Source organism: Desertivirga brevis, from assembly GCF_017355835.1.
The window spans coordinates 454,118-479,101 of the sequence record NZ_JAFEWF010000002.1; the positions used below are offsets into that span (position 1 = coordinate 454,118).

Sequence of the window (24,984 nt, forward strand, 5' to 3'; positions counted from 1 at the left end):
GAATTGATGCTTAAAGACAAAATCCAGGCACTTGCCAAAGATATACACGGCGATGTGGTAAGACATCGCCGTCATCTCCATGCTAATCCAGAGCTTTCTTTTGAAGAATATCAAACATCTGCCTACGTCAAATCTGCACTTGACGAGTTGGGGATAGAATGGACAGCGATGGCCAACACTGGGGTAGTTGGAGTTATTAGAGGGGACATCCCTTCGGAAGCGGTGGTTGCTTTACGTGCTGATATGGACGCTCTGCCTATAAAAGAGGCAAACGATGTCCCTTATCGTTCCAATAATGAAGGAGTTATGCACGCTTGTGGACATGACGTTCATACCTCATCTCTTTTGGGTACAGCAAAGATCCTTCAACACCTGAAATCTGACTTTGCAGGAACTATCAAACTAATCTTTCAACCGGCAGAAGAAAAGCTTCCGGGTGGTGCAAGTTTGATGATTAAGGAAGGGGTTCTTGAAAATCCAAAGCCTCAGGCTGTGATCGGTCAACATGTAATGCCTTTAATAGATGCCGGAAAGATAGGTATTCGTTCGGGGAAATATATGGCCTCGACAGACGAGCTCTATGTTACTGTAACAGGTAAAGGTGGTCACGGCGCGCAGCCGCAGCAGAATATAGACCCTGTAGTAATAACCGCACATATTATTATTGCTCTACAGCAGATCGTTAGCCGCTTTGCTGATCCTAAGTTGCCTACTGTTCTTTCATTTGGGAAAATAATAGCCAATGGAGCAACAAATGTAATTCCTAATGAAGTTTATCTTGAGGGAACATTCCGCACGTTAAATGAAGAGTGGCGTGCTGAAGCCCACAAAAAGATGAAGAAGATGGCAGAGGGAATTGCTGAAAGTATGGGTGCAAACTGTGAATTCAAGATTGTTAACGGGTATCCATTTCTTGTAAACGAGGAGGCCTTAACCGCTCAGGTCCGTGGTTTTGCAGAAAATTACCTGGGCAAAGAGAATGTGGAAGATCTGGATATCTGGATGGCAGCAGAAGACTTCGCTTATTATTCTCAGGCTGCTGATGCCTGCTTTTACCGTTTAGGTATCAGGAACGAAGCAAGGGGAATAACCTCTTCTGTTCATACTCCTACATTTGATATTGATGAGTCAGCTCTGGCAACCAGTACTGGCTTAATGGCATACATTGCGCTTAAGCGGCTGGGTAATTAATAATATTTACGCTACCGCATTCTCTGCAATGGCTGCTTCATGGCCCTGATTTAATAATCGAATAATGGCTTGTCGCAAAAATTTGATTCTGATCGTTCTGGGATCAAAACCTTAAATTGGAAGCCTTGATATGGTAAGATTTGTAGTTGTTGTCTTTTTACTTTGTATCTGTGCGTTTTCTGGCTCTGCTCAGCAGATCAAGCGATTTAATCCCGATACAGTTATTACCATCACTCTTGATTCCCCTGTGGTGATTCGCTCGGCTCGGTTAAGCACTCAGACTTTCATCAATAAGATCCTAAACGATACAAGTTTTTACCAGGCTTTTCGCGATATGATGCATTACAGCTTTACTGCTGAAAATCGCATTTTTACCTACAACAAGAAAAATAAGGTAGAGGGAAAGATCTATCGCAAGATCTATCATAACAATAAAGGCCCCTACAAAATGCAATTCCTCACAAAGCAGGATAGTGGAAAAGTCTTCAAGAAGAACGGTAAATACCAGCTATATACGGTAGAGATGTTTGATTACATCTTTATGAATGCCTATAATAGCGATTTTATCGCTTCTATGGAGGCACCTGCAGTTAAGGGGAAAGGTTCAAATGAATCTTATAAGGATAAATTAAAAACGCTGATCTTCCGTCCCGGACATCCTATCAAAGGGATTCCGTTTATTGGGAATAAGACAGCCATATTTACGCCTAATATGCGTCAGTATTACGATTACGCGTTTTCAAGTGCAATGTATTTAGATACTATTCCCGTTTATCGCTTTAAGGTTAGCGTTAAACCGGATCTCTCTGGCTGGACGAAAGACGACCTCATGATCAAAGAGATGGTGACGATCTTTGATAAGAGGGACTTAAGGATCTTAGGCCGTTACATTGATATGAAATGGGATAACCTGGCTTTCGACTTTGATGTCCAAATGAATATTGAAATGGCGCCGTTTGAGGATGGCGAGACACTTCTTCCTACAAAGATCACTTACCAGGGTAATTGGGACATCGCTTTTAAAAAGCAGGAACGGGCTAGTTTCCTGATCTTGCATAAGGGATACAAAAAGGAAAAGTAGGAAACGCTTATTGCGCTCCTACTGTCTCCGGACCAGACCAGATATATTTTTCCAATCTCTTTTTCAGATCGCTTTCTTTTGCTACCGTAATTCTTTCATAAGTTTTTCTGAAAGCAACTTCAGCCGATGCTGAAACAAAAAGTATGGCTACCCCGGCAGCAGCTGTACCAAGACCATCTCTGAGATTAGATCTAAATGGGCTTGCGGCTATACATGCTAGTCCCAGATAAGATGGAAAATAGAAAAAAGGATGCTTTTTAAGGCGATAAATCCTAATGCTTTTTATCTCGGATATTTTCCAGATTTTTTCTTTCCCTTTCCACCTGCTGGTTATCGTACTATCTGTTACCCCAAGGATAACTCCGCGTGATTCTTTTGATTTTGGATTATAGATCTGTGCGTAATAGTTTTGTTTCTTCTGACCGAAGGCTATTAAAAAATTTAGACTAAGTAATAAGGTTATCAGTATTTTTGCCATTTGGAAGTTTACTAAGAGATTTATTCTCGCCAAATATAAAATGATTAAATGATTGCGAAGGAGACCGTTGATAAAATATTGCAGGCTGTACGTATTGAAGATGTGGTTGGGGAGTTTGTACACCTGAAGAAACGCGGTACAAGTCTTATTGGCAACTGTCCGTTCCATAATGAGAAAACTCCTTCTTTTAATGTCTCTGTCAATAAAGGGATTTATAAGTGCTTTGGGTGTGGAAAAGGGGGCGATTCTGTTCGCTTCATCATGGAACACGAGAAGTACTCCTATCCGGAGGCGTTAAAGTTCCTTGCCAATAAATACAATATCGAGATAGAGGAGATCGAAGCATCTCCTGAGCAGCAGGCAGCAGATAATCGCCGGGAAAGCTTATACATCATTTCTTCATATGCTTCTAAGTTTTTCGCTGAAACTATGTGGGAGACTACGGAAGGTCAAACGATAGGTCTTGGTTATTTTAAAGAAAGAGGATTCAGGGATGATATCATCCGGAAATTTGAACTAGGGTTTTCCCCTGATAGCTGGGACGCTTTAATTGAGAAATCAAAAAGAGAGGGCTTTAATGAAGAGTTCCTGGAAACGACCGGCTTAGCGATTAGGAATGATAAGGGTAAACTGTACGACCGCTTCAGGGGCCGGGTGATGTTCCCGATCCACAATATCAGCGGAAGGATCATTGGTTTCGGGGGCCGTACCCTAGTAACCGACAAAAAGGTTCCGAAGTACGTCAACTCTCCTGAAAGCGAAATTTATCATAAGTCGAATGTTCTTTATGGCTTATTTCATGCAAAGAAGGCTATTCGTGATCTTGACAACTGTTACCTTGTAGAAGGATATGCAGACGTGCTTTCTGTGCATCAGGCTGGAATAGAAAATGTGGTGGCTTCTTCTGGTACTTCTCTGACCACAGAACAGATCCGCCTTATTTCCAGGTTTACAAAGAATGTCACGATTCTTTATGATGGGGACGCTGCTGGTATAAAAGCTTCTTTGCGGGGTTTAGATATGATCCTTGAAGAAGGTCTGGATGTTAAAGTGGTTTTGTTCCCCGACGGTCATGACCCTGATTCGTATGTACACCAAGTAGGGAGCTCTCAGTTTAAGTCGTATATAGAGAAGAATCAAAAAGATTTTATTCTTTATAAGACTAATATCCTGCTTAAAGATGCGGCTAATGACCCTATAAAAAAAGCTGCAGTAATTCACGATGTGGTGGAAAGCATCGCGAAAATACCAGATGATATTAAAGCCTCTGTCTTTATAAGAGAATGTAGCTTCTTACTTCAGATAGAGGAGCGGGTATTAATTGCTGAACTTAACAAGTTGCGGTTAGGCAAACTGAAGAGAGATGGCAATCCTTCTCAGGGCTTCCCACCCTCCAATCAATATTCTCCTGGTGCTTATTCTCCAGTTCAGTACCCTTCTGATCAGTTTCCTTCTGATCAGTCCCCTCCAGATGAACTACCTCCTCCTGATGAAATACTGTATGCCACGGAGAAGGCAGTAGAGACGGAGGAAAGGCAAGAGAAAGAGATAATCAGGCTGTTATTGAATTATGGTCATGAACTGGTAAAGTGGGACGATATCACTGATACTTATATTGCTCCTTATGTAATATCTAATCTTGCCGACGTTACATTTGATAGTCCTGTTTGTGCTAAAATAATCCAGGAGTATAATAATTACATGGAGAGAGGTGAATTACCTACTGATCAGGACTTCATTCACCATAGCGATCAGGAAATCTCTGATCTGACCATTTCCCTGGTTTCATCTCCGTATGCCCTCAGTGAAAACTGGAAAAATAGCAGAAAGATCTATGTGAAGCACGAGTCGGAAAACATGAGGAGCACGATCCTGGGCGGTATCTTTCATTTGAAAAAGAAGAAGGTGGATAAGATATTGAAGAATATCAGAGAGGAGATACAGAAAGAAACGGATGAAGATAACCAGATTATACTAATGCAGCGGTATGTGAGAGTGAAGGAGATAGAAAAAGGCATCTCAACTTTTTTAGGTTCTGTAGTGGTGAAATAAATGGCTGCCCATAACGAACTAGGAACTAAAGGCGAAGCACTCGCCAGAACTTATCTAGAAGATAAGGGGTATCGAATCCTGGAGAAAAATTGGGTGTATGCGAGAGCAGAAGTTGACTTAATAGCTTACTATGACAAAAGGATCATTTTTGTCGAAGTTAAGGCGAGAACATCGGTAGGATACGGACAGCCGGAAGAATTTGTTGGTGATGCGAAGCAGCGAAACTTGAAACGAGCTGCTGAACAATATATATTTTGGAGGAATTTTAACGGAGAGATCCGTTTCGATATTATTGCAATAGTTTTTAACAAACAAGGTGGCTACACAATTCGTCACATTGAGGACGCTTTCTGGTAAAGAACATTAATATGAGAAATATATATATCGCTTTTCTTTGCGCTGTAATTCTTACAGCTTGTTCAAAGAAAGAAAACAAGTCAGTTTACTTTTTATCTCCTGAGGAGGGAAGCAATGTTTCGCTCGGGAAAACAATAACTCTGAAACTTGATATCAAGGAGGGAGCCTTTGACTCGATTCAATATTTTGTTGATACAACCAGTGCTGGAACAAAGAAAGATACCACGGCTGCTAGCTTTGCTACCGGCAACAGTACTTTAGGTACTCATCTAATTACAGCAAAAGTTTTTAAGGGAGGTACGGCTGAAGAGATCACAACAAATATAGTTCTACTCCCCGCTACAGCGCCTGCTAAATATAGTTATACGGTTGTTAATACCTTTCCTCACGATACGGCGTCGTTTACTGAAGGACTGGAATACATAGATGGGAAGATTTTTGAAAGCGACGGAGAGTACGGCCAGTCAAGCATTAGAACCGCGGACCTAAAAACAGGAAAGGTCATTAATAAAGTAGACTTGGACCCTAAATTTTTCGGGGAAGGGCTTACGGTAATTGGAGACAAGGTAATTCAAATTACCTATAGAGAGGGAGTTGGATTTATATATGATAAAAATACCTTGCAGAAGGTCGGAGAGTTCCCTTACCAGGCTGGAAGAGAAGGTTGGGGACTAGCGTTTGATGGTAAACAGATCCTTAACACTGATGGTACAAATAACATTTATTTCCTGAATAAAGATACTTACCAAAAGGAAAAGACTATTGAGGTGTACGATAATAAAGGTGGGGTAAACAATCTGAATGAGCTTGAATTTATTGATGGAATGATCTACGCAAATGTTTGGACAACGAATAGGATCGTGATCATTAATCCTGCTAATGGTGCTGTTGAGGGGGAATTAGATATGTCTAATTTATATCCGGAGGCTGATGACATCAACCCTGATGCTGTTCTTAATGGCATCGCCTGGGATGCTAAAGGTCGGAGACTTTTCGTTACAGGCAAGAAATGGGATAAGCTATTCGAGATAAAAATAAAGAAGGACTAAGCCTTCTTTATTTAACTTTTAATTGCAGTTAGCGTTGTGCCGCTAAGTGTTGTACCGTAGATCTTCAAAGAGGAAGTAGCAGGGCCATTAATCAGAGCTCCTGTGGAGCTAAAGGAAGATCCATGCGCTGTACATACAACACGGCTTTGGCTCTGATTCCAGATTAGTTGCTTCAGGTTTTGGTGGGGGCAAGTAGGTTGTGTGGCAATAAAGGAACTTTCTTCATTTGATGCTGCAATCCTAAAGAAAAGGACACCATTGACTTCTCGGGAGCTACCAACAGAAGTAAGTGTATTTATATCAACTGAAGCAGTGCTTCCAATGCCGTTGTTACTCTCTTCTTCTTCACCTGCTCCCCCCTTTTTACAAGCAGTAAAGCATGATCCTGTACATACCAATGCAAGACCGATCCCCAATGATTTTAAAAATTCGTCTCTTTCCATAGTTTGTCGTTTAATAGATTTTAGAGTTTATGTCTGGGTTTTTTGATTTATGCAAGCCGAAGTTTCTGGACATTGTAAAGCCAAAGCGTACCCCTCCGTCGGTCCATGATTTTTGAGTGTTAGCGAGGAAATTGTTTTCAAGGATAAAAGGAGAATTCATGAAGTTTAAAGCAAAGACATGTCCTCCTGTCTCGATCTCTATACCCACGCCTAAGGGATTGTAATAAGTGTTCGTTAATTTATCTGACCGCGACAAATTCGACCATTGATAATCGGCAATGAGCGAGAACCTTTTGTTAAGCTTTAGTCTTCCGGCAATACCTGCAACAAACAGTCCTTTTTCATCTGCAGGATCAGTTATGACAGACCGAACAAGATAACCAGGAGAAAGTTGAAGGGATAGAAAATTAGAGAATTTCCTGGCAATTAATGCCTGGAAAAAGAAGGAGCTTCTGTCCCCTGTATTTTTAAATTCATTATTATTATCCTCCCTGGTTACCCAGGCACCTTGTACGAAAGCAGTAGCACTAATTGGCAATGCCTTACCCTGTTGTAGCAATTTGTGCTTCAGAAATAAATTATAGGTTTCATCCTGTTTGCTTCTGCCCACCCCAACGGTAAAGCGGTCTGTAACCCCGTAGTCAAGTCCAATGTATAGATCTGTAGCAACATCGAGTCCGTACAGTGTATGAGAACCGCCAAAGTCGCCGCCTATATCTCCAAACCGGTGGCCGATCAGCAAGTTCAGATCGTACTTTTTCTGTGTTTCAGTAGATTGCGAAAGAACAATACGGGTTGATTTAAAGGTTGCGCTTACTGTTTCTTCGTTATTCTTGTCTGTTAGTTGATTAAGTAATGAGTCTGTGTCCTGTGCTGTAACAGAAGATGAAATTCCTAGAAATACGAAAAGCGTTTTAAATTTTTTATGAATCATATTACTTGGTTATTGGGTTTAAGGTAGCATCTATATTAACATTGATAACTTCGGCTATTTTTGTCATTACCAGCTTCGGGATCTTTATATTATGGTCTGCACAGGCTACCTTAAAATTGGATAGCAACTGAACTTTTCCGTCCTTCACTATTACTTTTCCGTTTATTGTTCTCGGCTTATCCACACCATGCATAGACAAGTTGCCCATTGCAGACACATTGTATTCTCCATTTTTATTAAAATCCAGGTCCTTGTTAATTTTTCCTTTGAACCTGGCGACCGGATATTTATCGCTTTCCATATAGTTATCATTAAAGTGTTCCTGCATCAGGCCTCTTTCAAACTGGAAACTCTTTATAGGGACTTGAAATGCAATTTCTCCGGTTTTAGATACAAGCACTGCCACGCCTTTATTGGAAACTGCTTTTATATCCTCTATGGGTGTAGAGGAGAAGAACCCAATTTTGGCAGTCCCTGTACTATAGTTAGTTTGTGCTTTTAATAAATACGGTAGAAGCAGACCGAATAGAAGGAATGTATTTTTAATGTTTTTTTGTAGTTCCATAAGTCATAGTTAAGCTTATTCCACTTGATTTTAATTTGACCTTTCCCTCGCCAACACCTCCAAGTGGAAGCTTAACGTAGGGTTCTAGTCCGAAGCGAATATTTTGGTTAGTTGGTTTAAAGGTATATCGGGCAGAAAGGCCTGCTACACCGAAGTAACTTTGATTTGCGTTTGTCTTTGTAAGAATAAAGTCGTTCACCCCCGACTCGGGTGTGTATTCAAAAAGGTATTTTTCCTTAAGCATCAGGTAAGACGAAAGGCCCCCAATCACAGCTATATTTTTGTTCTTCCAGTAACTAATAGGAACAGAAAGCTGAACAGGAATTTCAAGGACATTACAAGAAGCATCAATATTATAAATCTCGCTTGCTCTTGAAGGATTTCTGAGAGCATAGTCAAGTGCTTCCGCATCATATTTCTTTACTCCATATCTTGCTCCTGTACTGACAGTAAAGCTCCTCCAATTCACATTTATTAATAGCCCAACATTCAAATCCGCCCTTTTACCTGCGATAGCGCGGGTAGAACTGAAATCCGGACCGGCAGAAAAAGTAAAACTAAGCTCTGGTTTGCCCAAAGGATGCCGGGTAAGCTTAGAGGAGCCGGAACCAGCTGTAATATTATCCACAATTGTTGGAGGTGGTAGTTTAGCATCGGGAATAGCTTTTTCCAGGCTCACCGCTAAAAGATCCAGATAAGGCAATGGCAAGGAGTCAAACGATGCGTGCGTATTCCGGCTTGATCTGTTTAAAGTCCCAGAATTGCGATCAAAAGTTTCCTCTTGTTTCAAGTACGGTTTTCCTGCAATTATGCTTTTATGACTTTTACTTTTCGCTACTATAACTTGCGATGGAATTTCTCTTTGCATTGCAGGATCTGCCCCTGCGGATTTTTCCATGGTTGCTGGGGTAACCTGATCTTTAATAACCTCGTTGGACCTTGGGGGTAAAGAAACTGAATCGGGGCCTCCTGTTTTTCGCGAAATGATAGCACCCTGTTTACCTTGGTACATGTATAAACCTGCTGCAAAAAGAAGAAGAGTGCAGGCCGCAATACTGAAATTTCTGAGAAAGATAGTACGGTCTTTCCTACGGAGCTTTTTCTCCATAAGAAGCCAGGCTTCTTCTTCAAATTCATAGTCGAAATTTTGCGACTTTTCTTTGATCAGCCTGTCGAACTCGTTATCTGACACGTCTTTCATCAGCTTCTAGTATTGTTCTTTAATTTGGCCTGTCAGAGTTTCTTTCAGCATCTCTTTCAACTGCTGTCGTGCTTTAAACAAATTTGATTTGGATGTACCAACCGAAATTGACAGCATTTTCGAAATCTCCTCATGATTGTAGCCGTCTATAACAAAAAGGTTAAAAACCGTACGATAACTTATTGAGAGCCTTTGAACAAGTTTTATAAGATCATTATAGTTAAGCTTTGCCAGTATGCTTTCAGTATCTTCCGAGTCGTGATTATTATTTAACTCCTCCATCTTTAGTCGTTTTATTCTTGCCCTGTAGTGATCAATCGAGGTATTAATCATAATGGTACTAAGCCAGGATTGGAAAGGGCGCCCTTCATCTACCTTATTGACGCTATTGAAGACTTTTAAAAAACCGTCGTTTACCATTTCAATGGCCTCCTCCTTATTCTCTGAGTACCGCATGCATATCTTCATAGCAAAGCCAAAGAAGAGCTTATACAACTCTTTCTGACTTTTTCTATCATTTGCTTTGCAGCCAGCTAGAATTTCTTTAAAGTAAACAGGATCCATTGATTATTTACCCAATATACCCAGAAGTACGGGTATATATAAGCAGGGGTTGCCTGAGGGGTAAAATATTTTAAGCGGACGGAAAGGTGAGATAAAAAAAAAGAGGGAAGCGTTTTGCTTCCCTCTTTTTTTATCTCCAGTTCTTGTACTGATTTATTAGTCCATTTGTTGAGGAGTCATGACTTGTTATCGGAGTGAAGCTTTGAAGCTCTGGCAGTATAGTGCTAGCAAGCTGTTTGCCTAGTTCAACACCCCATTGGTCAAAGCTGAAAACATTCCATATAATGCCTTGAACAAATATCTTATGCTCATACATTGCAATTAATGCACCGAGGCTTTCGGGGGTAATTTGTTTCAAAAGAAAAGAGTTGGTTGGACGGTTTCCTTCAAAAACCTTGAATGGAGCAAGTTTTTCGATCTGTGCTTCTGATTTTCCTGCTGCTTTCAATTCAGCAACAACTTCCTCATATGTCTTACCATTCATTAATGCTTCTGTTTGAGCAAAGAAGTTTGAAAGAAGCAAGGTATGATGAACTCCTATCTTATTATGAGATTGAGCAGGAGCGATAAAATCACAAGGAATAAGTTTTGTTCCCTGATGAATTAACTGATAGAAAGCGTGTTGACCGTTAGTGCCTGGTTCACCCCATATGATTGGCCCGGTTTGATAGTTAACGGGTTCGCCGGTTCTGTCTACATATTTACCATTGCTTTCCATATCTCCCTGTTGGAAGTAAGCGGCGAAGCGATGCAAATACTGATCATAAGGAAGGATGGCGTGGCTTTCTGCTTCAAAGAAGTTGTTATACCAAATACCAAGCATTGCAAGCACTACAGGTATGTTCTGTTCAAACTCGGAATCCCGGAAATGCTTGTCCATAGCATGCGCGCCGCCTAATAGAGCCTTGAAGTTTTCAAAGCCGATTCCGAGTGCTATTGAAGTACCAATTGCGCTCCACAGCGAGTATCTTCCGCCAACCCAGTCCCAGAACTCGAACATGTTGTTAGTGTCAATACCAAAAGCGGAAACCGCAGTTGAATTGGTGGAGAGCGCAGCGAAGTGTTTAGCAACGTCATCCTCCATGGCGCCTTCCTGCAAGAACCAGTTCCGTGCAGAATGGGCGTTGGCCATTGTTTCCTGGGTGGTAAATGTCTTTGAGGCAATTAAGAATAAAGTGGTTTCCGGGTTCACTTTTTTCAATGTCTCTGCGATATGGGTTCCGTCGACATTTGAAACGAAGTGCAGGTTAAGATGAGTTTTATAAGGCCTAAGAGCCTCTGTAACCATAACCGGACCAAGGTCTGAACCTCCGATACCGATATTTACTACGTCAGTTATGGTTTTTCCTGTATATCCCTTCCAATCTCCTGAGAGAACAGAATTAACAAACTTTTCAATCTTTTCAAGAACAGCGTTAATTTCAGGCATTACGTCGGCTCCGTCTACCATTATTGGATCGTTGCCTTGGTTCCTAAGAGCAACATGTAATACAGAGCGACCCTCCGTTTCGTTGATCTTATCCCCTGTGAACATTGCCTCTATTGCTTCTTTTAATCCGCATTCTTTTGCTAATTGAACAAGCAGAGCAATGGTTTTATCGTTTATCCTGTTTTTAGAGTAGTCTAAAAGAATGTCGTTAAATTGAATTGAAAACTTTTCAAAGCGAGAAGGATCCTCAGCAAAAAGTTCACGCAGATGCTTATCACTAATTTCTACTAGATGATCTGACAGATACTTGTAAGCCTGAGTTTGTGTGAAGTTAACGGTAGGAAGCATTTTTTCGTTTTTTTAGCGAAGATATAATTCCTGTATTAAAGACAACAGTAATTATACCTTAAATAGTAAAATGTTATAATTTGTCACCTTTTTTTATTGCACAGCCGCTAAGCGGCTTTCCATTGATAACTAGCATGACGGAGTACTTATAATCCCTGTCAGACATTCCATCATTGCAACTCTCCTTTCTGATGGTGATCTCCGCAATTTCCTGTCCGTCGCCGGTTTTATACACATATGTATTGTTGGTTATTCTTGGTTTTTGATAGGAAAACTTGTAGGCCTTACTGACAGAGACGTCTTTTATAGCAATTGTATTTTCGTCGGGAATAATTTCAAGAGACCAGAATGGCTCAGTACCAATTCCAATAAACTCATAGTTGTAACAGTCGGTTTCAAACGACTTAGGTTTTACCTCTTTTACTTCAGCCACAACTATAGTGTCCCTGATACCTTTGGCGGACCCCTTTCTTAAGCGGCCGGAAATTTTGGCGGTTACACTTTCCCCTGGGTAAGAAAGGGCTACCTGATTCTTTTGATAATTACTCTTAAGAAGCATATTCTCGTCTCTTAGAATAACTTCGACGCCGGAGCAGACTACAAAGAAATCGCTGTCCTGGCTAGGATAATACCTTCCTGAAAATTCCTCAGTAGTTATGGATGATTTGACAGTAGTAGCCGTATCTGTTGTGTCGTTAGGAATATTAAGGGCAGCAATGGTGCCTGGAGGATTAGGGTTAGATGTACAACTTATGATTGAAATAGCTATAAGGGGATAAAAGTGTTGTAAATATTTCATCAAAGTTGAAACAGGTTTAAAACTTATTAGGTTTCCAAAAACTTTAACCCTTTTAACTACTTTTGCAGCTATGACCAAAGAACAACTACAGGATTTGAGGGACAGAGCAGAGTCCCTGAGGAGGCATCTTTGACATCGAACGGAAGCTCGATGAATTACGCCTTGAACAAGAATTTACTACTACCGAAGGATTTTGGGATAAGCCAAAAGAAGCAGAAAAGGTTCTGCATGCTATAAAAACCAAAAAAGTTTGGACCGACGGTTACGCTGATGTTACTGCATCGATCGAAGATGTTGCGGTGATGTTCGACTTTTACCAGGCTGGTGAAGCAAGTCAGGACGATCTTAAGGAACAATACGAAGTCGCTTTGAAAAAACTCGAAGAACTGGAGTTTAAAAACATGCTCAGTTCGGAAGAGGATCAGCTTAATGCTGTAATGCAGATCACTGCGGGAGCAGGAGGAACTGAAAGTTGCGACTGGGCCCAGATGTTGATGCGCATGTACATTATGTGGGGTGAAAAGAATGGCTATAAAGTTACTGAGCAGGATTTCCAGGAAGGCGACGTGGCTGGTGTAAAATCTGTTACATTACAGTTTGAAGGTGAGTTTTCCTATGGATACCTCAAAGGAGAGAATGGAGTTCATCGATTGGTAAGGATCTCACCTTTCGATGCAAATGCCAAACGGCATACTTCGTTTGCTTCAGTTTATGTCTATCCTTTAGTTGATGACACCATTGAGATTGACATCAATCCCTCTGATATCGAATTTGAAACTTTCAGGTCGGGTGGGGCAGGAGGCCAAAATGTGAATAAAGTGGAAACTGCCGTTCGTCTGTATCACAAGCCATCAGGAATTATTATTAAAAATCAGGAATCAAGATCGCAGTTGCAGAACAAAGAAAATGCGATCCGCTTGCTGAAGTCTCAGTTATACGAAGCCGAGATGCGAAAGAAGCGGGAAACCGTGGCTGCAATTGAAGGTTCTAAAAAGAAGATAGAGTGGGGATCTCAGATCCGTAACTATGTGCTTCATCCGTACAAACTGGTAAAAGATCTCCGTACCAACTACGAGACTTCTAATGCCCAGGCTGTGCTTGATGGAGATTTAAATGACTTTTTGAAAGCGTACTTGATGGAATTCTAAAAAGCATTGCAGTGTATGTTGGAACCTCTGTTTCCCGCTTACACTGCATTGTTGTTTCTACTTTCTATTTTTCTCTTTCGACAACAGAAAGAAGCTCTTCGATTTCTTTTACTTTCTCATCATAACCAAGCTTTGTATATGAAGCAATAAGGTTCCTTAAAATCCTACGTACGATGTCTTCGTTTCGGCAGGGCTCGTAAAAGGTGCTCTCCGGTTTTAAATTGAGTTGCTTCAGAAAAGAATCGACATCCCGCTTGCCAAAGATGAAGCCTTTATTGAATGCATTTATATAGAATAGCACACTGTCCTGGCCGTACTCATTCGACTCGTCAACATATCCCAATATAAAGTGCTGAGGCAGGTTCACGCCATAAATGGGAATATCTAATTTTTGCGCTATAACAGAATAGATAACAGCAAGGGAGATCTGATTACCTTTTTTACTTTCGATAACCTGACTGATATAGGAATTCTGTGGATCCTGATGATTAGTAGTGTTTCCGGAGAAGCCGTATATTCCGTAAAGAACATGGTTAATAAGTTTTACCTTCTCAACCGGGCTTGACTCGTAGATCATCTGCAGCCAGATTTCACGTTTGATGTCCTCGATTTGATTGATAATCTTTTGAGGATCCATATCAGGGTATTGGTATTTATTTATAATAATAACGCCCTGAAGCAAATCGAAAGCACCTCCCAGGTACCAGAGTTCGAGTTCTCTCTTTACATTGGTAAACTGAATTTTATGAATAAGATCTTCGAGCCGGTTTTGTAGTAAGGCATCGAATGACTGCTCCCATGCTGATTCAAGGTATTCGATAACTTCTGTACCGTATGACAGCAGTTTATCTTCAACATGTTCGGATATTTCTTTATCTGGGTCGTCCAGTAATTTAACAAGTGATTCTATTTCTTTTGGATTTATCATAGTGGATGCATGCTTTAAATCCTACATCTATCAGGCTTTACACAAAGCCTAATGCTATCAAACGCAGTTTTGGCAACTGCCTACATAAATATAAAGAAAATTATTTCGGTAAAAGTTTTTCAGGCTCATTTTGAAGGGAATCAAGTATAAATAGCAGTTTGAAGCGGTTAAAATCTTATTTTTGAGCCAATGATAAATACTCAGCTACTTAAATCTTTCATAAGACACAGGCTTAAGGCTAAAACCCGTCACGGGGTTCATTCCCCTTTTGTTTATAAATTGGTTGATGAAGTAATCTATAATTTCAGCTCAAATTCTGTTTATGAGGAGGTGGAGTCTTTGCGTAATGAATTGCTGAAAGATGCTCGCTTAGTGAGAATAACTGACCTTGGAGCTGGATCACATGTTAATAACAATAAGGAGAAACAAGTTAGACAGATTGCAAAGAATGCATTAAAGCCAGCTAAGTTAGCTCAGCTTATTTACCGGCTTGCAGAAGAAAGGAAGCCGCGCATTATCATTGAACTCGGTACCTGTCTGGGATTGACCACTTCTTATCTCGCTAAAGCGGCTCCGGATGCAGAGGTGATAAGTATTGAAGGTTGTCCGGAAACAGCTAAAGTGGCATCAGAGAACCTTCGGAAGCTAAATGCCTCTAATACCCAAGTGCTAACAGGAAATTTCGATTTAGTTCTCCCCCCGGTGATAGATGCTGCTGAGACACTGGATTTCGTTTTTGTTGACGGAAACCATCGGAAGGATGCTACCGTCAATTACTTTAAGTGGTGTTTACCAAAGGTTAATGAGAATACCCTCATTATCTTTGATGATATTTATTGGAGTAAGGGTATGGAGGAAGCTTGGGAGGAAATCAAGGCTCACCCGCAAGTGACGGTTACTGTTGACCTATTTTGGATAGGATTGGTTTATTTTAAAAAAGGACAACAAAAAGAGCACTTCTATATCAAATATTAGAAAGCTTCTCCAAAGGACAAGTAAAAACCTTGCTGTCTTTTCTCATCAGCACGTTTCTCCCCAAATGCATAGTCAAGCCTAAGAGTAGTTCCTCCTTTTGGACTTATAAAATATCTCAAGCCTGCACCTACAGATGGCTTAAGAGAGCTCAGAGAAAATCCATTGATAGCATATACGGTTCCGTAGCCAAGAAAGGCTGCTGCACCAATTCTCGGGATAAATCTATAGCGGAACTCGCTTTGTGCAGCCAGGAGGTTCTGGTCCCGATATCTTCCGGTATAATAGCCTCTCATCACCTGGTCATTGCCTAACTGTGGCAAAAGGTAAAAAGGAGGCCTGCTTCCTTGTAAGGTTTGATAATTTAGATTGAAACCAAGGGTAGCTTTAGGATTATAGCTTTTAAATGTTCTAAAATCTACTTTAAAAAGGCTTCCAGTAAAATTGGCTCCGCCGAAGAAGTCGGGCGCAAAAGAGTAATTAACTTTGATGTAAGTTCCTCTTGTCGTATATGTATTTGTGTTCCTTGAGTCGATGATCTGGGATAAGCCAGCGAATAAAACGTCTCCTCCGTCCTTATCATGCAACGCCAGGTTATTTGAGTACAGCCCGCCTTCCTCTTTATCGGTATATGAGTAATGTTCGTAGTTTAATGTGGCTCCGGTATATATGCCAGGCTTCAGTTTCTTTTCCACTTCGCCGCCAACTCTGAATAGTTTTTGTGTAATTACATCTTCGTTAGATTTCCTTGTATCATTTCCGATACCGTAGAAATTGAAAGGGAAGTTCCGGTATTTGATGTCGGCAGTATAGTGATACTTATTTCCCGGCGACCAGATATCAGGTTTTAAAGCAAAGTGTGTTTGCTTTTTAGTAGTAATTGAGGCTAACCCGGAAATTGTGGAATTACGGGTTAAGGTGTCGGCCTTATCTGTATAGAAAGAAGTTAAAGTTACAAGTCCGAATTGCCAGCCTGTTTCCTGAGAATACGCAACAGCAGGTAATGGAAGGAAATAACCTTTTCTGCCGCTACTGTCACCTTGAGCGAGAAGTTTCTCAGCTAGTTTCCTCTGTGAAAAAGAATCAGTAGCACTTAACAAAAGTATGAACGCTAAAAATATTTTGTTTTTCATTTTACGGCACGAAGATAGCTATTAGAGAGATTCATTTATCTAATTTTCAGTTTAACCGATAAGCTTATTAAAAATATTATTTTTGCAACCAATTTTAAAAATATAACTATGAGCAGAGGACCTATTTCCCAGTTTATCGAACATAATTACCGCCATTTCAATGCAGCGGCTTTAGTTGATGCAGCTAAAGGATACGAAGCCCATTTAGAAGAAGGTGGTAAGATGATGATCACCCTTGCAGGTGCGATGAGTACTGCAGAATTGGGTATATCATTGGCTGAAATGATCCGTCAGGGTAAAGTTGATATCATTTCATGTACTGGTGCAAATCTTGAGGAAGATATCATGAACCTTGTAGCGCATTCACACTACAAACGTGTTCCTAATTATAGAGATTTAAGTCCGCAGGAAGAATGGGACCTGTTGGAGAATGGATATAACCGTGTTACCGATACCTGTATTCCGGAAGAAGAAGCATTTCGTCGCATTCAACGTCATATTCACAAAATTTGGAAAGATGCAGAAGAGAGTGGAGAAAGATACTTTCCGCACGAGTACATGTATAAGCTTTTGCTTAGCGGGGTGATGAAAGAAAACTATGAGATTCCAGTGGAAAATAGCTGGATGATTGCTGCAGCTGAGAGAAACCTTCCGATTATTGTTCCTGGATGGGAAGATAGTACAATGGGTAATATATTCGCTTCATACGTGATTAAAGGTGAGCTTAAGGCAAGTACTATGAAGAGTGGTATTGAATACATGGCATGGCTTGCTGATTGGTACCGTGATAATTGTACAGGAAAAGGTATAGGCTTTTTCCAGATTGGCGGTGGTATTGCTGGTGATTTTCCTATCTGTGTTGTTCCAATGCTTTATCAGGATCTGGAGATGCACGAAATTCCTTTCTGGAGTTATTTCTGTCAGATCTCGGATTCGACAACATCCTATGGATCTTATTCAGGCGCTGTTCCAAACGAGAAGATCACATGGGGTAAGTTAGATATTAATACTCCTAAGTTTATTGTGGAATCTGATGCCACAATTGTTGCCCCGCTAATCTTTGCATGGGTATTAAAACAATAATAAATTGTTCAGTGAATTGCAAAACAGAATTTTGAAATAAAAATCGGATTTGATACAAAAAATGCTTTAACACGCCAGTTAAAGCATTTTTTGTATTGTTTAGAATGATTATAAATTGATAATACAGGTCATGCTAGTGTCATCGGTCACTGAATAAATTATACTTTTGTCATCCGAAAATGTGACGTAAAGCATTTTTAGTTTACACTCAATTTTTTTATCGTAAAATATAAATATGAGAAGCATCTCATTGGTTTTAAGAAGAATTGCACAGTCTTTACTTTTAGTTTCAACCCTAAGTTTTGGTTTCCAGCAAGCCAGTGCACAGGCGCCAGCAGGAGGTGCTGCTCCGGCAGCTGCGGCTGGTGGAGGTGATGCAGCAGCAGGTGCAGCATTGTTTAAACAAAAATGTACCTCATGTCACGCCCTTGACCGTCAGGTTGTAGGTCCTGCCCTAAAAGGGATTTCTGGAAAACACAGTAGGGAGTGGTTAGTTAAATGGATTAGAAACTCGCAAGCACTTGTTGCTTCGGGTGATGCGGAAGCTGTTAAAGTATTCAATGAATACAACAAAACAGTAATGACGCCTTTTCCGGAATTGTCTGATGCTGATATCGACAACATCTTAGCTTACGTTGAGGTTGGTGATGCTCCAGCTCCTGGAAGCGAAGGCGGCGCAACTGGTACAGGTGCGGGAGGTGAAGCCAAGAAAGAAGGCATCAGTAACCTGATGATGGGCGGACTTATCCTAATTGTGGTTGTAGCATTATTGGTAATTGTTGTATTAAACAGGGTTATCAAAACCTTAGACCGCATCATCCTTCAAAAGCAAGGTTTGTTGCCAGAAGGTGAAGTGTTAGAAGAATCTTCGGCTGTTCGTTTCAGAAGATTAGCAAAGAATAAAAAGTTTGTATTCTTTGTAATCATCCTTTTGGTTGCCCTTTTTGGATCTTTAGGTTGGAAGGCAATGTGGAACACAGGTGTTCATACAGGTTATCAGCCAACTCAGCCAATTAAGTACTCTCACCAATTACACGCAGGTACTTTAAAGATCGATTGTCAGTACTGTCACTTTAGTGCATACAAATCTAAAAATGCTGCTATCCCATCATTAAATGTTTGTATGAACTGTCACAACTACGTAACAGCGAGTGATAAGTATAACGGCGAAATTTCTCCGGAGATCTCTAAGATCTATAAGGCTTTAGACTACGATCCTCAAACTAAGCAGTACGGAAACAATCCGAAGCCAATTCAGTGGATCCGAGTTCATAATCTTCCAGATTTTGCATACTTCAATCACTCTCAACACGTAACTGTTGCTGGCATTCGTTGCCAGGAGTGTCATGGACCAATCCAAACTATGCCAGAGGTTTATCAATACTCACCTCTAACTATGAAATGGTGTATCAATTGTCACCGTACAAGAGAAGTTAACTCTAAAGGCAATGCTTATTATGACAGAGTATTAAAGATCCACGATCAGTTGAAAAAGGGCGAAAAAGTTACTCCAGCTGTGCTTGGCGGACTTGAGTGTGGTAAATGTCATTATTAATAATTATTTAAGAACTTACGTATACAGTTTATATAGCTTAAATGGAAAGCAATAAAAAATACTGGAAAGGTTTAGAAGAACTGCAACAAACTCCTGAATTTGTAGAAAGTAGTAAGAACGAATTCGCAGAGTCATTGCCAATTGAAGAAGTACTGAATGAAGCAGGATTAAAAACTGTTACTCCTCGTCGTGACTTCTTAAAGGCTTTAGGTTTTGGTGTAGGAGCAGTTTCTCTTGCCGCTTGTCAAAAAGCTCCGGTACAGAAGTCAATTCCTTATCTTATTAAACCAGAGGAAGTTACTCCTGGTGTTCCAAATTTTTACGCTTCAAGTTACAACGGCTACGGAATTTTAGTTAAAACCCGTGAAGGTCGTCCTATTAAAATTGAAGGTAATCCATCATGTATTTTGGGCGAAGGACGCCTTGATGCGGTAGCTCAGGCTTCACTTCTAGATCTTTATGATGTATCTAAACTCAAAAGCCCCCGGGTAAAAGGAGAAGATACTTCCTGGGATGAATTAGATAAATTTGTTCGCGCTGGATTAAGTCAGGCATCTGGGAAACAGATCCGGATTATATCATCAACTATTAACGGCCCTTCAGCTAAGGGAGTTATAGCAGATTTCATCGCGAAATATCCTAACACTAAACATATTCAGGCTGATGCAATATCTTATTCAGGTATTATTCAGGCAAATCAGAGCAGCTTTGGTAGAGCTGTAGTACCTCACTACTATTTTGACAGAGCTGATGTTATCGTAAGTTTTGGAGCTGATTTCCTTGGTACCTGGATTTCACCTCTTGAGTATAACCGTCAGTGGGTTAAGAAAAGAAACATGGCTTCTTTGAAAAATAAGAAGATGTCTCGTCATATTCAGGTAGAGTCAGGTCTTTCATTAACAGGTATGAACGCTGATGCGAGGATCCCTGTTAAACCATCTGATGAAAGCTTAGCTTTATTAAATCTTTTTAATGCTTTAGGTGGTGCAGTGCCAGCTCAGAAGCTAGCTAGTCCGAAAGCTGAAAAGGCAATCGCCTTAGCAGCTAGAGAATTATCAGCTGCAAAAGGAAGAGCTTTAGTTGTAAGTGGATCTAATGATGTTGCTGTTCAAACTATTGTTAATGGTATCAACAGCCTTCTTGGTAGCTACGGCACTACAATAGATATTTCAAATCCTTCATACCAGTATACAGGAAATGAAGCAGATCTTGTAACCTTTGTTAAGGAAGCTAATGCAGGACAAATCGGTGCAGTTTTCTTCCTGAACTCTAATCCGGCCTATACCTTCCCTAACGCGAAGGAGTTTAGTGATGCATTATCTAAGGTAGCACTTAAAGTTTCTTTTGCTGATCGTCCGGACGAGACCGCTAGTTTATGTGATGCAATTGCTCCATCTCCAAACTATCTCGAGACCTGGAACGATGCAAATCCTGTTGCCGGTTACTATACTATCGTACAGCCAACCATCAACCCGGTTTACAATACCCGTCAGCCAGAGCAAAGTTTGTTGTTGTGGTCTGATAACCCTATCAAGAACTACTACCAGTACGTTAAAGCTACCTGGGAGAAAAATATATTGCCACAAGCTGGCCTTACATGGAGACAATTGCTTCAAAAAGGCGTAGTAGCTTTACCGGCAGCTGCTGGTGCTGGAGCCACTTTTGCAGGTAATGTTGGCGGAGCTGCTCAGTCAATCGTTAGTGCAAGTGGAGCTCTCAACAAGGCAGGGGAGAAGACTCTTCAATTAACTTTGTATCCTTCAGTTGCTATCCGTGACGGTCGCTACGCAAACAATGCGTGGTTGCAGGAGCTTCCTGATCCAGTATCCAAAGTTACCTGGGATAATTATGTCGCTATTAACCCTAAACATGCTGATGAATTAGGTTTCTACGAGTTCGAGAATGTAGTTGTTAAAGCTGGAGATCGTTCTATTGAACTTCCTTTACTTTTCCAACCTGGTCAGGCTAAAGGAACTATATCTATCGCCTTAGGTTACGGTCGTACTCATGCTGGAAAAGTTGGTAATGAAGTAGGTAAAAATGCTTATCCATTCCTTGTTTTCCAAAGAGGTACATTCCAGGGAGCAACTTCCGTAGAAATAGAGAGAGGTTCAGGAAGAAATGAATTAGCTCAAACACAAACACACCATACCTTTGAAGGGCGTAATGTAATTCAGGAGACTTCATTCAAGAATTACGTTAGTAATCCTCACGCTGGTAGCAGCAAACACGGTGAGCACAAAGACTATGATCTTTGGCCAGAGCACAAACAAATTGGGCATAGCTGGGTGATGGCGATTGACCTTAACGCTTGTACTGGTTGTGGCGCTTGTGTTGTTGCTTGTAATGTGGAGAATAATGTTCCTGTTGTAGGTAAAGACGAGGTTCGTCGTCGTCGTGAAATGCACTGGTTACGTATCGACCGTTACTACAGCGTACAAGCAGAAGGCAAGTCAATCACAGAAGAGAAAGAACTTGAACATCTTGAAGATGATTTCGAAAATATAACTGTAGTTAACCAACCAATGCTTTGTCAGCATTGTGACCATGCTCCTTGTGAGACTGTTTGTCCGGTTATCGCTACAATGCACTCTTCAGATGGCTTGAACCATATGGCTTACAACCGTTGTGTAGGTACACGTTATTGTGCTAACAACTGTCCATATAAGGTTCGTCGCTTCAACTGGTTTAACTATTGGAACGATTCACGTTTCGATAACTACATGAATAATGAGTTCACACAATTAGTACTTAACCCTGATGTTACCACTCGTTTCCGTGGGGTAATGGAGAAATGTACAATGTGTTTACAACGTATCCAAGCTGGAAGACTACAGGCTAAGATTGAAAAGCGCCCTCTGCGTGATTTAGAAATTCAAACTGCTTGTCAGCAAACCTGCCCTACTAATGCGATCATTTTCGGTGACGCTAACGATCCTAACTCTGAAGTTCGTAAAGCATTAGGGAACGAGCGTACCTACTATGTATTAGAGGAAATTAATACAAAGCCAGGTGTTGGTTATCAAACAAAAGTTAGAAATACATTAGAAGCTTAATTGAATCATAGTTAAGATTTATAAAAGATTATGGCAGGTCATAACGAATCAATATTAAGGGAACCATTAATCACAGGGGAGAATATAACCTATTCTCAGATCACTGAAGATATTCTGGCTCCCGTTGAAAATAAACCAAATAAAGCCTGGTGGATCGGTTTTAGTATTGCAGTGTTCTTTGCCCTTGTTTGGGTGGTTACTATCAGCTACACCTTTTGGGTAGGTCTGGGTACCTGGGGACTTAATAAAACTGTAGGTTGGGCTTGGGATATCACCGGTTTCGTATGGTGGGTAGGTATCGGTCACGCTGGAACTCTGATCTCCGCGGTATTGCTACTCTTCCGTCAAAACTGGCGAAACTCCATCAACCGTTCAGCAGAGGCAATGACGATCTTCGCCGTTATTTGTGCTGCAACTTACATCTTCGCCCACATGGGACGTCCATGGTTAGCATATTGGGTTTTCCCTCTACCTAACCAGTTTGGTTCTCTTTGGGTAAACTTCAACTCGCCGCTTGTATGGGACGTATTTGCGATCTCTACATATTTCTCTGTATCATTAGTATTCTGGTATACAGGTTTATTGCCTGATATCGCTACGATCCGCGACAGAGCAACAGGTGTACGTCGTCGTGTTTACTCTATCCTTTCTTTCGGATGGGCTGGTTCTGTAAAAAACTGGCAAAGGTTTGAGGCTGTATCATTAATTCTGGCTGGGGTTTCTACTCCTCTGGTACTTTCGGTACACACAATTGTATCCTTCGACTTTGCAACCTCATTGGAACCAGGTTGGCATACAACGATCTTCCCTCCTTATTTCGTTGCAGGGGCGATCTTCTCCGGATTCGCAATGGTACAAACACTATTGTTAATTGCACGTAAGGTGATGAAGTGGGAGAATTATATTACGATGTTCCACATAGAATCTATGAACAAGATCATCACTGTTACAGGTTCGATTGTGGGTGTGGCTTATTTAACTGAGCTATTTATTGCCTGGTACTCTGGTGTGGAATATGAACAATACGCATTCTTAAATCGTATCAGTGGTCCTTACTGGTGGGCATATTGGAGTATGATGACTTGTAATGTTATTTCTCCTCAGCTATTTTGGTTCAAGAAGATCCGTACAAGTATCTGGGCCTCATGGTTACTATCCATTGTTGTAAACATCGGTATGTGGTTCGAGCGTTTCGTAATTATCGTAACTTCTCTTCACCGTGACTATATTCCTTCAAGCTGGGTTATGTTCTACCCTTCTGTAGTAGACGTTCTTCTATTCGTAGGTTCAATAGGTGTATTCTTTACATTGTTCCTTCTGTTCTTACGTGTACTTCCAGGTATTGCAATGGCAGAGGTGAAACTGATCCTTAAGTCGGCAAGTGATCAGTCTAAACAGAAGTTGATTCGCGAAGGAAAAGTTAAACCAGAGCAGGCAGAAGAATATCTTGACTCTCTGGAGAAATATGATAGTGTAGATTACCTAAAAGTTTAAGTAATAATGAGCAACACAAAATATATTTTAGGTCATTTTGAAGATCCTGATGACATGATGCACGGGATCGATAAGTTACAGGAGAATAACGTTAAGATTTATGACGTATATACTCCAATGCCTATCCACGGTATCGAAGACAAGCTTGGATACAAACGTTCTCGTTTGCCTATTGCAGCCTTTTGTTTCGGCATCACCGGTACTCTTGTTGGTTTTTCGATGATTTATTATATGCTGGTTTACGACTGGCCAATGAATATAGGTGGTAAACCACCCTTTGCAATGCCTGACTTTGTGCCAATTTGTTTTGAGCTTACCATCCTTTTTGCTTCATACGGAATGATGTTTACATTTTTCTATGCAAACCACTTCTTTCCGGGAAGGGCTCCAAGAGTAATGGATCTTAGAGCAACTAACGATCGATTTGTAATTGCTATTGACGCTCAGGCAAATCCATATCCAGATAAGATAAATAGTTTGTTAAACGAAGCAGGTGCTATTGAAATATTGCACAACGAAAGGAAGTATGTTAGTTATGAATAAGCTCAGGATATTAGGTATTACCTTTTTAACAGCTGCAGTTGCATCTGTTATTTCTTCCTGCGGAGATAATAAAGAACCTGGATTAGAATTTGCCAGGAACATGTATGACCCGATTGCACCTAATTACGATTCTCCAAACAGGAATTTTGCAAATGGGCAAACGGCTCAAATTCCTCCTGCCGGCACAGCTCCTGTTGGATATGATAAAGTAATGGACGACTATCCAAATACAATTGAAGGTTATCTGGCTGCCAGTGCAAACCTCAAAAATCCAGTGGCAAGAACCACAGAGACACTTGAACAAGGAAAGACTTTGTACTTACACATGTGTTCTCATTGCCATGGAAATACAGGTCAGGGTGACGGATCTATTGTGAAATTGGAGAAGTTCCCGCCGCCACCATCCTACTCAACAGGTAATTCATCAAGAGGTGGTGCAATGAAGGATTTGACGGACGGAAAAATCTTCCACACGATCACTTACGGATTAAACCTGATGGGGCCACACCGTACGCAGCTTTCACCTACTGAAAGATGGAAAATTGTAATGTACGTTCATGAATTGCAAAAAGTGCAATAGT

The 24,984-nt window shown here is 40.8% G+C and carries 23 protein-coding genes; 13 read left to right on the top strand and 10 right to left on the bottom strand.

The genetic code is table 11. The features are described 5' to 3' along the window. Positions 1–6: 6 nt before the first annotated feature. Together J4N25_RS09895 and J4N25_RS09900 are read left to right on the top strand one after the other, a co-directional pair. The gene (locus J4N25_RS09895; RefSeq protein ID WP_207422029.1) at positions 7–1,191 is read left to right on the top strand and encodes a M20 metallopeptidase family protein; all 1,185 of its coding nucleotides are present in this window, start codon (positions 7–9) and stop codon (positions 1,189–1,191) included. Between the two features lie 130 nt (positions 1,192–1,321). After that, positions 1,322–2,272, top strand: coding sequence for a hypothetical protein (locus tag J4N25_RS09900; RefSeq protein WP_207422030.1), 951 nt, complete (start codon positions 1,322–1,324; stop codon positions 2,270–2,272). Positions 2,273–2,279: 7 nt separating this feature from the next. On the opposite strand, the gene J4N25_RS09905 is transcribed toward J4N25_RS09900, so the two are convergent. After that, a complete protein-coding gene (locus tag J4N25_RS09905; protein WP_207422031.1) occupies positions 2,280–2,750 on the bottom strand; it encodes a hypothetical protein in 471 nt (156 codons plus the stop codon). Between the two features lie 48 nt (positions 2,751–2,798). Here J4N25_RS09905 and dnaG point away from each other — a divergent pair, with 48 nt between their 5' ends. The 3 genes from dnaG to J4N25_RS09920 are packed head-to-tail and all read left to right on the top strand — an operon-like array spanning position 2,799 to position 6,208. Then, a complete protein-coding gene (dnaG, locus tag J4N25_RS09910) occupies positions 2,799–4,802 on the top strand; it encodes a DNA primase (RefSeq protein WP_207422032.1) in 2,004 nt (667 codons plus the stop codon). Continuing rightward, entirely contained in the window at positions 4,803–5,159 is a 357-nt protein-coding gene (locus J4N25_RS09915; protein ID WP_207422033.1) for a YraN family protein, read from the top strand. Positions 5,160–5,170: 11 nt separating this feature from the next. After that, entirely contained in the window at positions 5,171–6,208 is a 1,038-nt protein-coding gene (locus J4N25_RS09920; protein ID WP_207422034.1) for a glutaminyl-peptide cyclotransferase, read from the top strand. Positions 6,209–6,219: 11 nt separating this feature from the next. Here J4N25_RS09920 and J4N25_RS09925 read toward each other — a convergent pair whose 3' ends face one another. From J4N25_RS09925 to J4N25_RS09955, 7 genes are all read right to left on the bottom strand, one after another. Beyond that, positions 6,220–6,651 (bottom strand): Rieske 2Fe-2S domain-containing protein, encoded by a 432-nt coding sequence (locus J4N25_RS09925; protein WP_207422035.1) that lies wholly within the window; start codon positions 6,649–6,651, stop codon positions 6,220–6,222. Positions 6,652–6,661: 10 nt separating this feature from the next. Then, on the bottom strand, positions 6,662–7,585 hold the full coding sequence (locus tag J4N25_RS09930) for a DUF5777 family beta-barrel protein (protein ID WP_207422036.1): 924 nt from the start codon (positions 7,583–7,585) through the stop codon (positions 6,662–6,664). Position 7,586: 1 nt separating this feature from the next. Then, positions 7,587–8,150, bottom strand: a complete 564-nt coding sequence (locus J4N25_RS09935; RefSeq protein WP_207422037.1) for a YceI family protein — start codon at positions 8,148–8,150, stop codon at positions 7,587–7,589. Continuing rightward, on the bottom strand, positions 8,128–9,351 hold the full coding sequence (locus J4N25_RS09940) for a hypothetical protein (RefSeq protein ID WP_207422038.1): 1,224 nt from the start codon (positions 9,349–9,351) through the stop codon (positions 8,128–8,130). The genes J4N25_RS09935 and J4N25_RS09940 overlap by 23 nt, the downstream gene beginning before the upstream one ends. Positions 9,352–9,357: 6 nt before the next feature. Then, the gene (locus J4N25_RS09945; RefSeq protein ID WP_207422039.1) at positions 9,358–9,915 is read right to left on the bottom strand and encodes an RNA polymerase sigma factor; all 558 of its coding nucleotides are present in this window, start codon (positions 9,913–9,915) and stop codon (positions 9,358–9,360) included. 130 nt (positions 9,916–10,045) lie between these two features. Further along, on the bottom strand, positions 10,046–11,692 hold the full coding sequence (gene pgi, locus J4N25_RS09950; RefSeq protein ID WP_207422040.1) for a glucose-6-phosphate isomerase: 1,647 nt from the start codon (positions 11,690–11,692) through the stop codon (positions 10,046–10,048). Positions 11,693–11,765: 73 nt separating this feature from the next. Further along, complete coding sequence (locus J4N25_RS09955) at positions 11,766–12,491, bottom strand: COG3650 family protein (RefSeq protein WP_207422041.1); 726 nt, start codon at positions 12,489–12,491, stop codon at positions 11,766–11,768. Positions 12,492–12,561: 70 nt separating this feature from the next. Between J4N25_RS09955 and prfB the strand changes: the two genes are divergently transcribed. Next, positions 12,562–13,639, top strand: a protein-coding gene (prfB, locus tag J4N25_RS09960; protein ID WP_207422042.1) for a peptide chain release factor 2 whose coding sequence is annotated in 2 segments (ribosomal slippage) — positions 12,562–12,621 and positions 12,623–13,639 — 1,077 coding nt in all. Because the reading frame shifts where the segments join, the coding sequence is not laid out codon by codon here. 64 nt (positions 13,640–13,703) lie between these two features. Here prfB and J4N25_RS09965 read toward each other — a convergent pair. Next, a complete protein-coding gene (locus J4N25_RS09965) occupies positions 13,704–14,567 on the bottom strand; it encodes a transglutaminase-like domain-containing protein (protein WP_207422043.1) in 864 nt (287 codons plus the stop codon). Between the two features lie 189 nt (positions 14,568–14,756). Between J4N25_RS09965 and J4N25_RS09970 the strand changes: the two genes are divergently transcribed. Beyond that, a complete protein-coding gene (locus J4N25_RS09970) occupies positions 14,757–15,542 on the top strand; it encodes an O-methyltransferase (protein WP_207422044.1) in 786 nt (261 codons plus the stop codon). On the opposite strand, the gene J4N25_RS09975 is transcribed toward J4N25_RS09970, so the two are convergent. Next, positions 15,539–16,672, bottom strand: coding sequence for a BamA/TamA family outer membrane protein (locus J4N25_RS09975; protein WP_207422045.1), 1,134 nt, complete (start codon positions 16,670–16,672; stop codon positions 15,539–15,541). The genes J4N25_RS09970 and J4N25_RS09975 overlap by 4 nt on opposite strands. Before the next feature lie 102 nt (positions 16,673–16,774). Between J4N25_RS09975 and J4N25_RS09980 the strand changes: the two genes are divergently transcribed. The 6 genes from J4N25_RS09980 (at position 16,775) to J4N25_RS10005 (ending at position 24,983) form a co-directional block, all read left to right on the top strand. Beyond that, complete coding sequence (locus J4N25_RS09980) at positions 16,775–17,755, top strand: deoxyhypusine synthase family protein (RefSeq protein WP_207422145.1); 981 nt, start codon at positions 16,775–16,777, stop codon at positions 17,753–17,755. A gap of 235 nt (positions 17,756–17,990) precedes the next feature. Continuing rightward, complete coding sequence (locus tag J4N25_RS09985) at positions 17,991–19,310, top strand: c-type cytochrome (RefSeq protein ID WP_207422046.1); 1,320 nt, start codon at positions 17,991–17,993, stop codon at positions 19,308–19,310. Positions 19,311–19,351: 41 nt separating this feature from the next. Continuing rightward, positions 19,352–22,366: a TAT-variant-translocated molybdopterin oxidoreductase gene (locus tag J4N25_RS09990; protein WP_207422047.1), complete on the top strand. Its 3,015-nt coding sequence runs from the start codon at positions 19,352–19,354 to the stop codon at positions 22,364–22,366. 30 nt (positions 22,367–22,396) lie between these two features. Further along, on the top strand, positions 22,397–23,860 hold the full coding sequence (gene nrfD, locus J4N25_RS09995) for an NrfD/PsrC family molybdoenzyme membrane anchor subunit (protein ID WP_207422048.1): 1,464 nt from the start codon (positions 22,397–22,399) through the stop codon (positions 23,858–23,860). 6 nt (positions 23,861–23,866) lie between these two features. After that, positions 23,867–24,403, top strand: a complete 537-nt coding sequence (locus J4N25_RS10000; protein WP_207422049.1) for a DUF3341 domain-containing protein — start codon at positions 23,867–23,869, stop codon at positions 24,401–24,403. After that, positions 24,396–24,983: a c-type cytochrome gene (locus J4N25_RS10005; protein WP_369410850.1), complete on the top strand. Its 588-nt coding sequence runs from the start codon at positions 24,396–24,398 to the stop codon at positions 24,981–24,983. Before J4N25_RS10000 ends, J4N25_RS10005 begins: the two co-directional genes overlap by 8 nt. The last annotated feature ends 1 nt before the right edge of the window (position 24,984 follow it).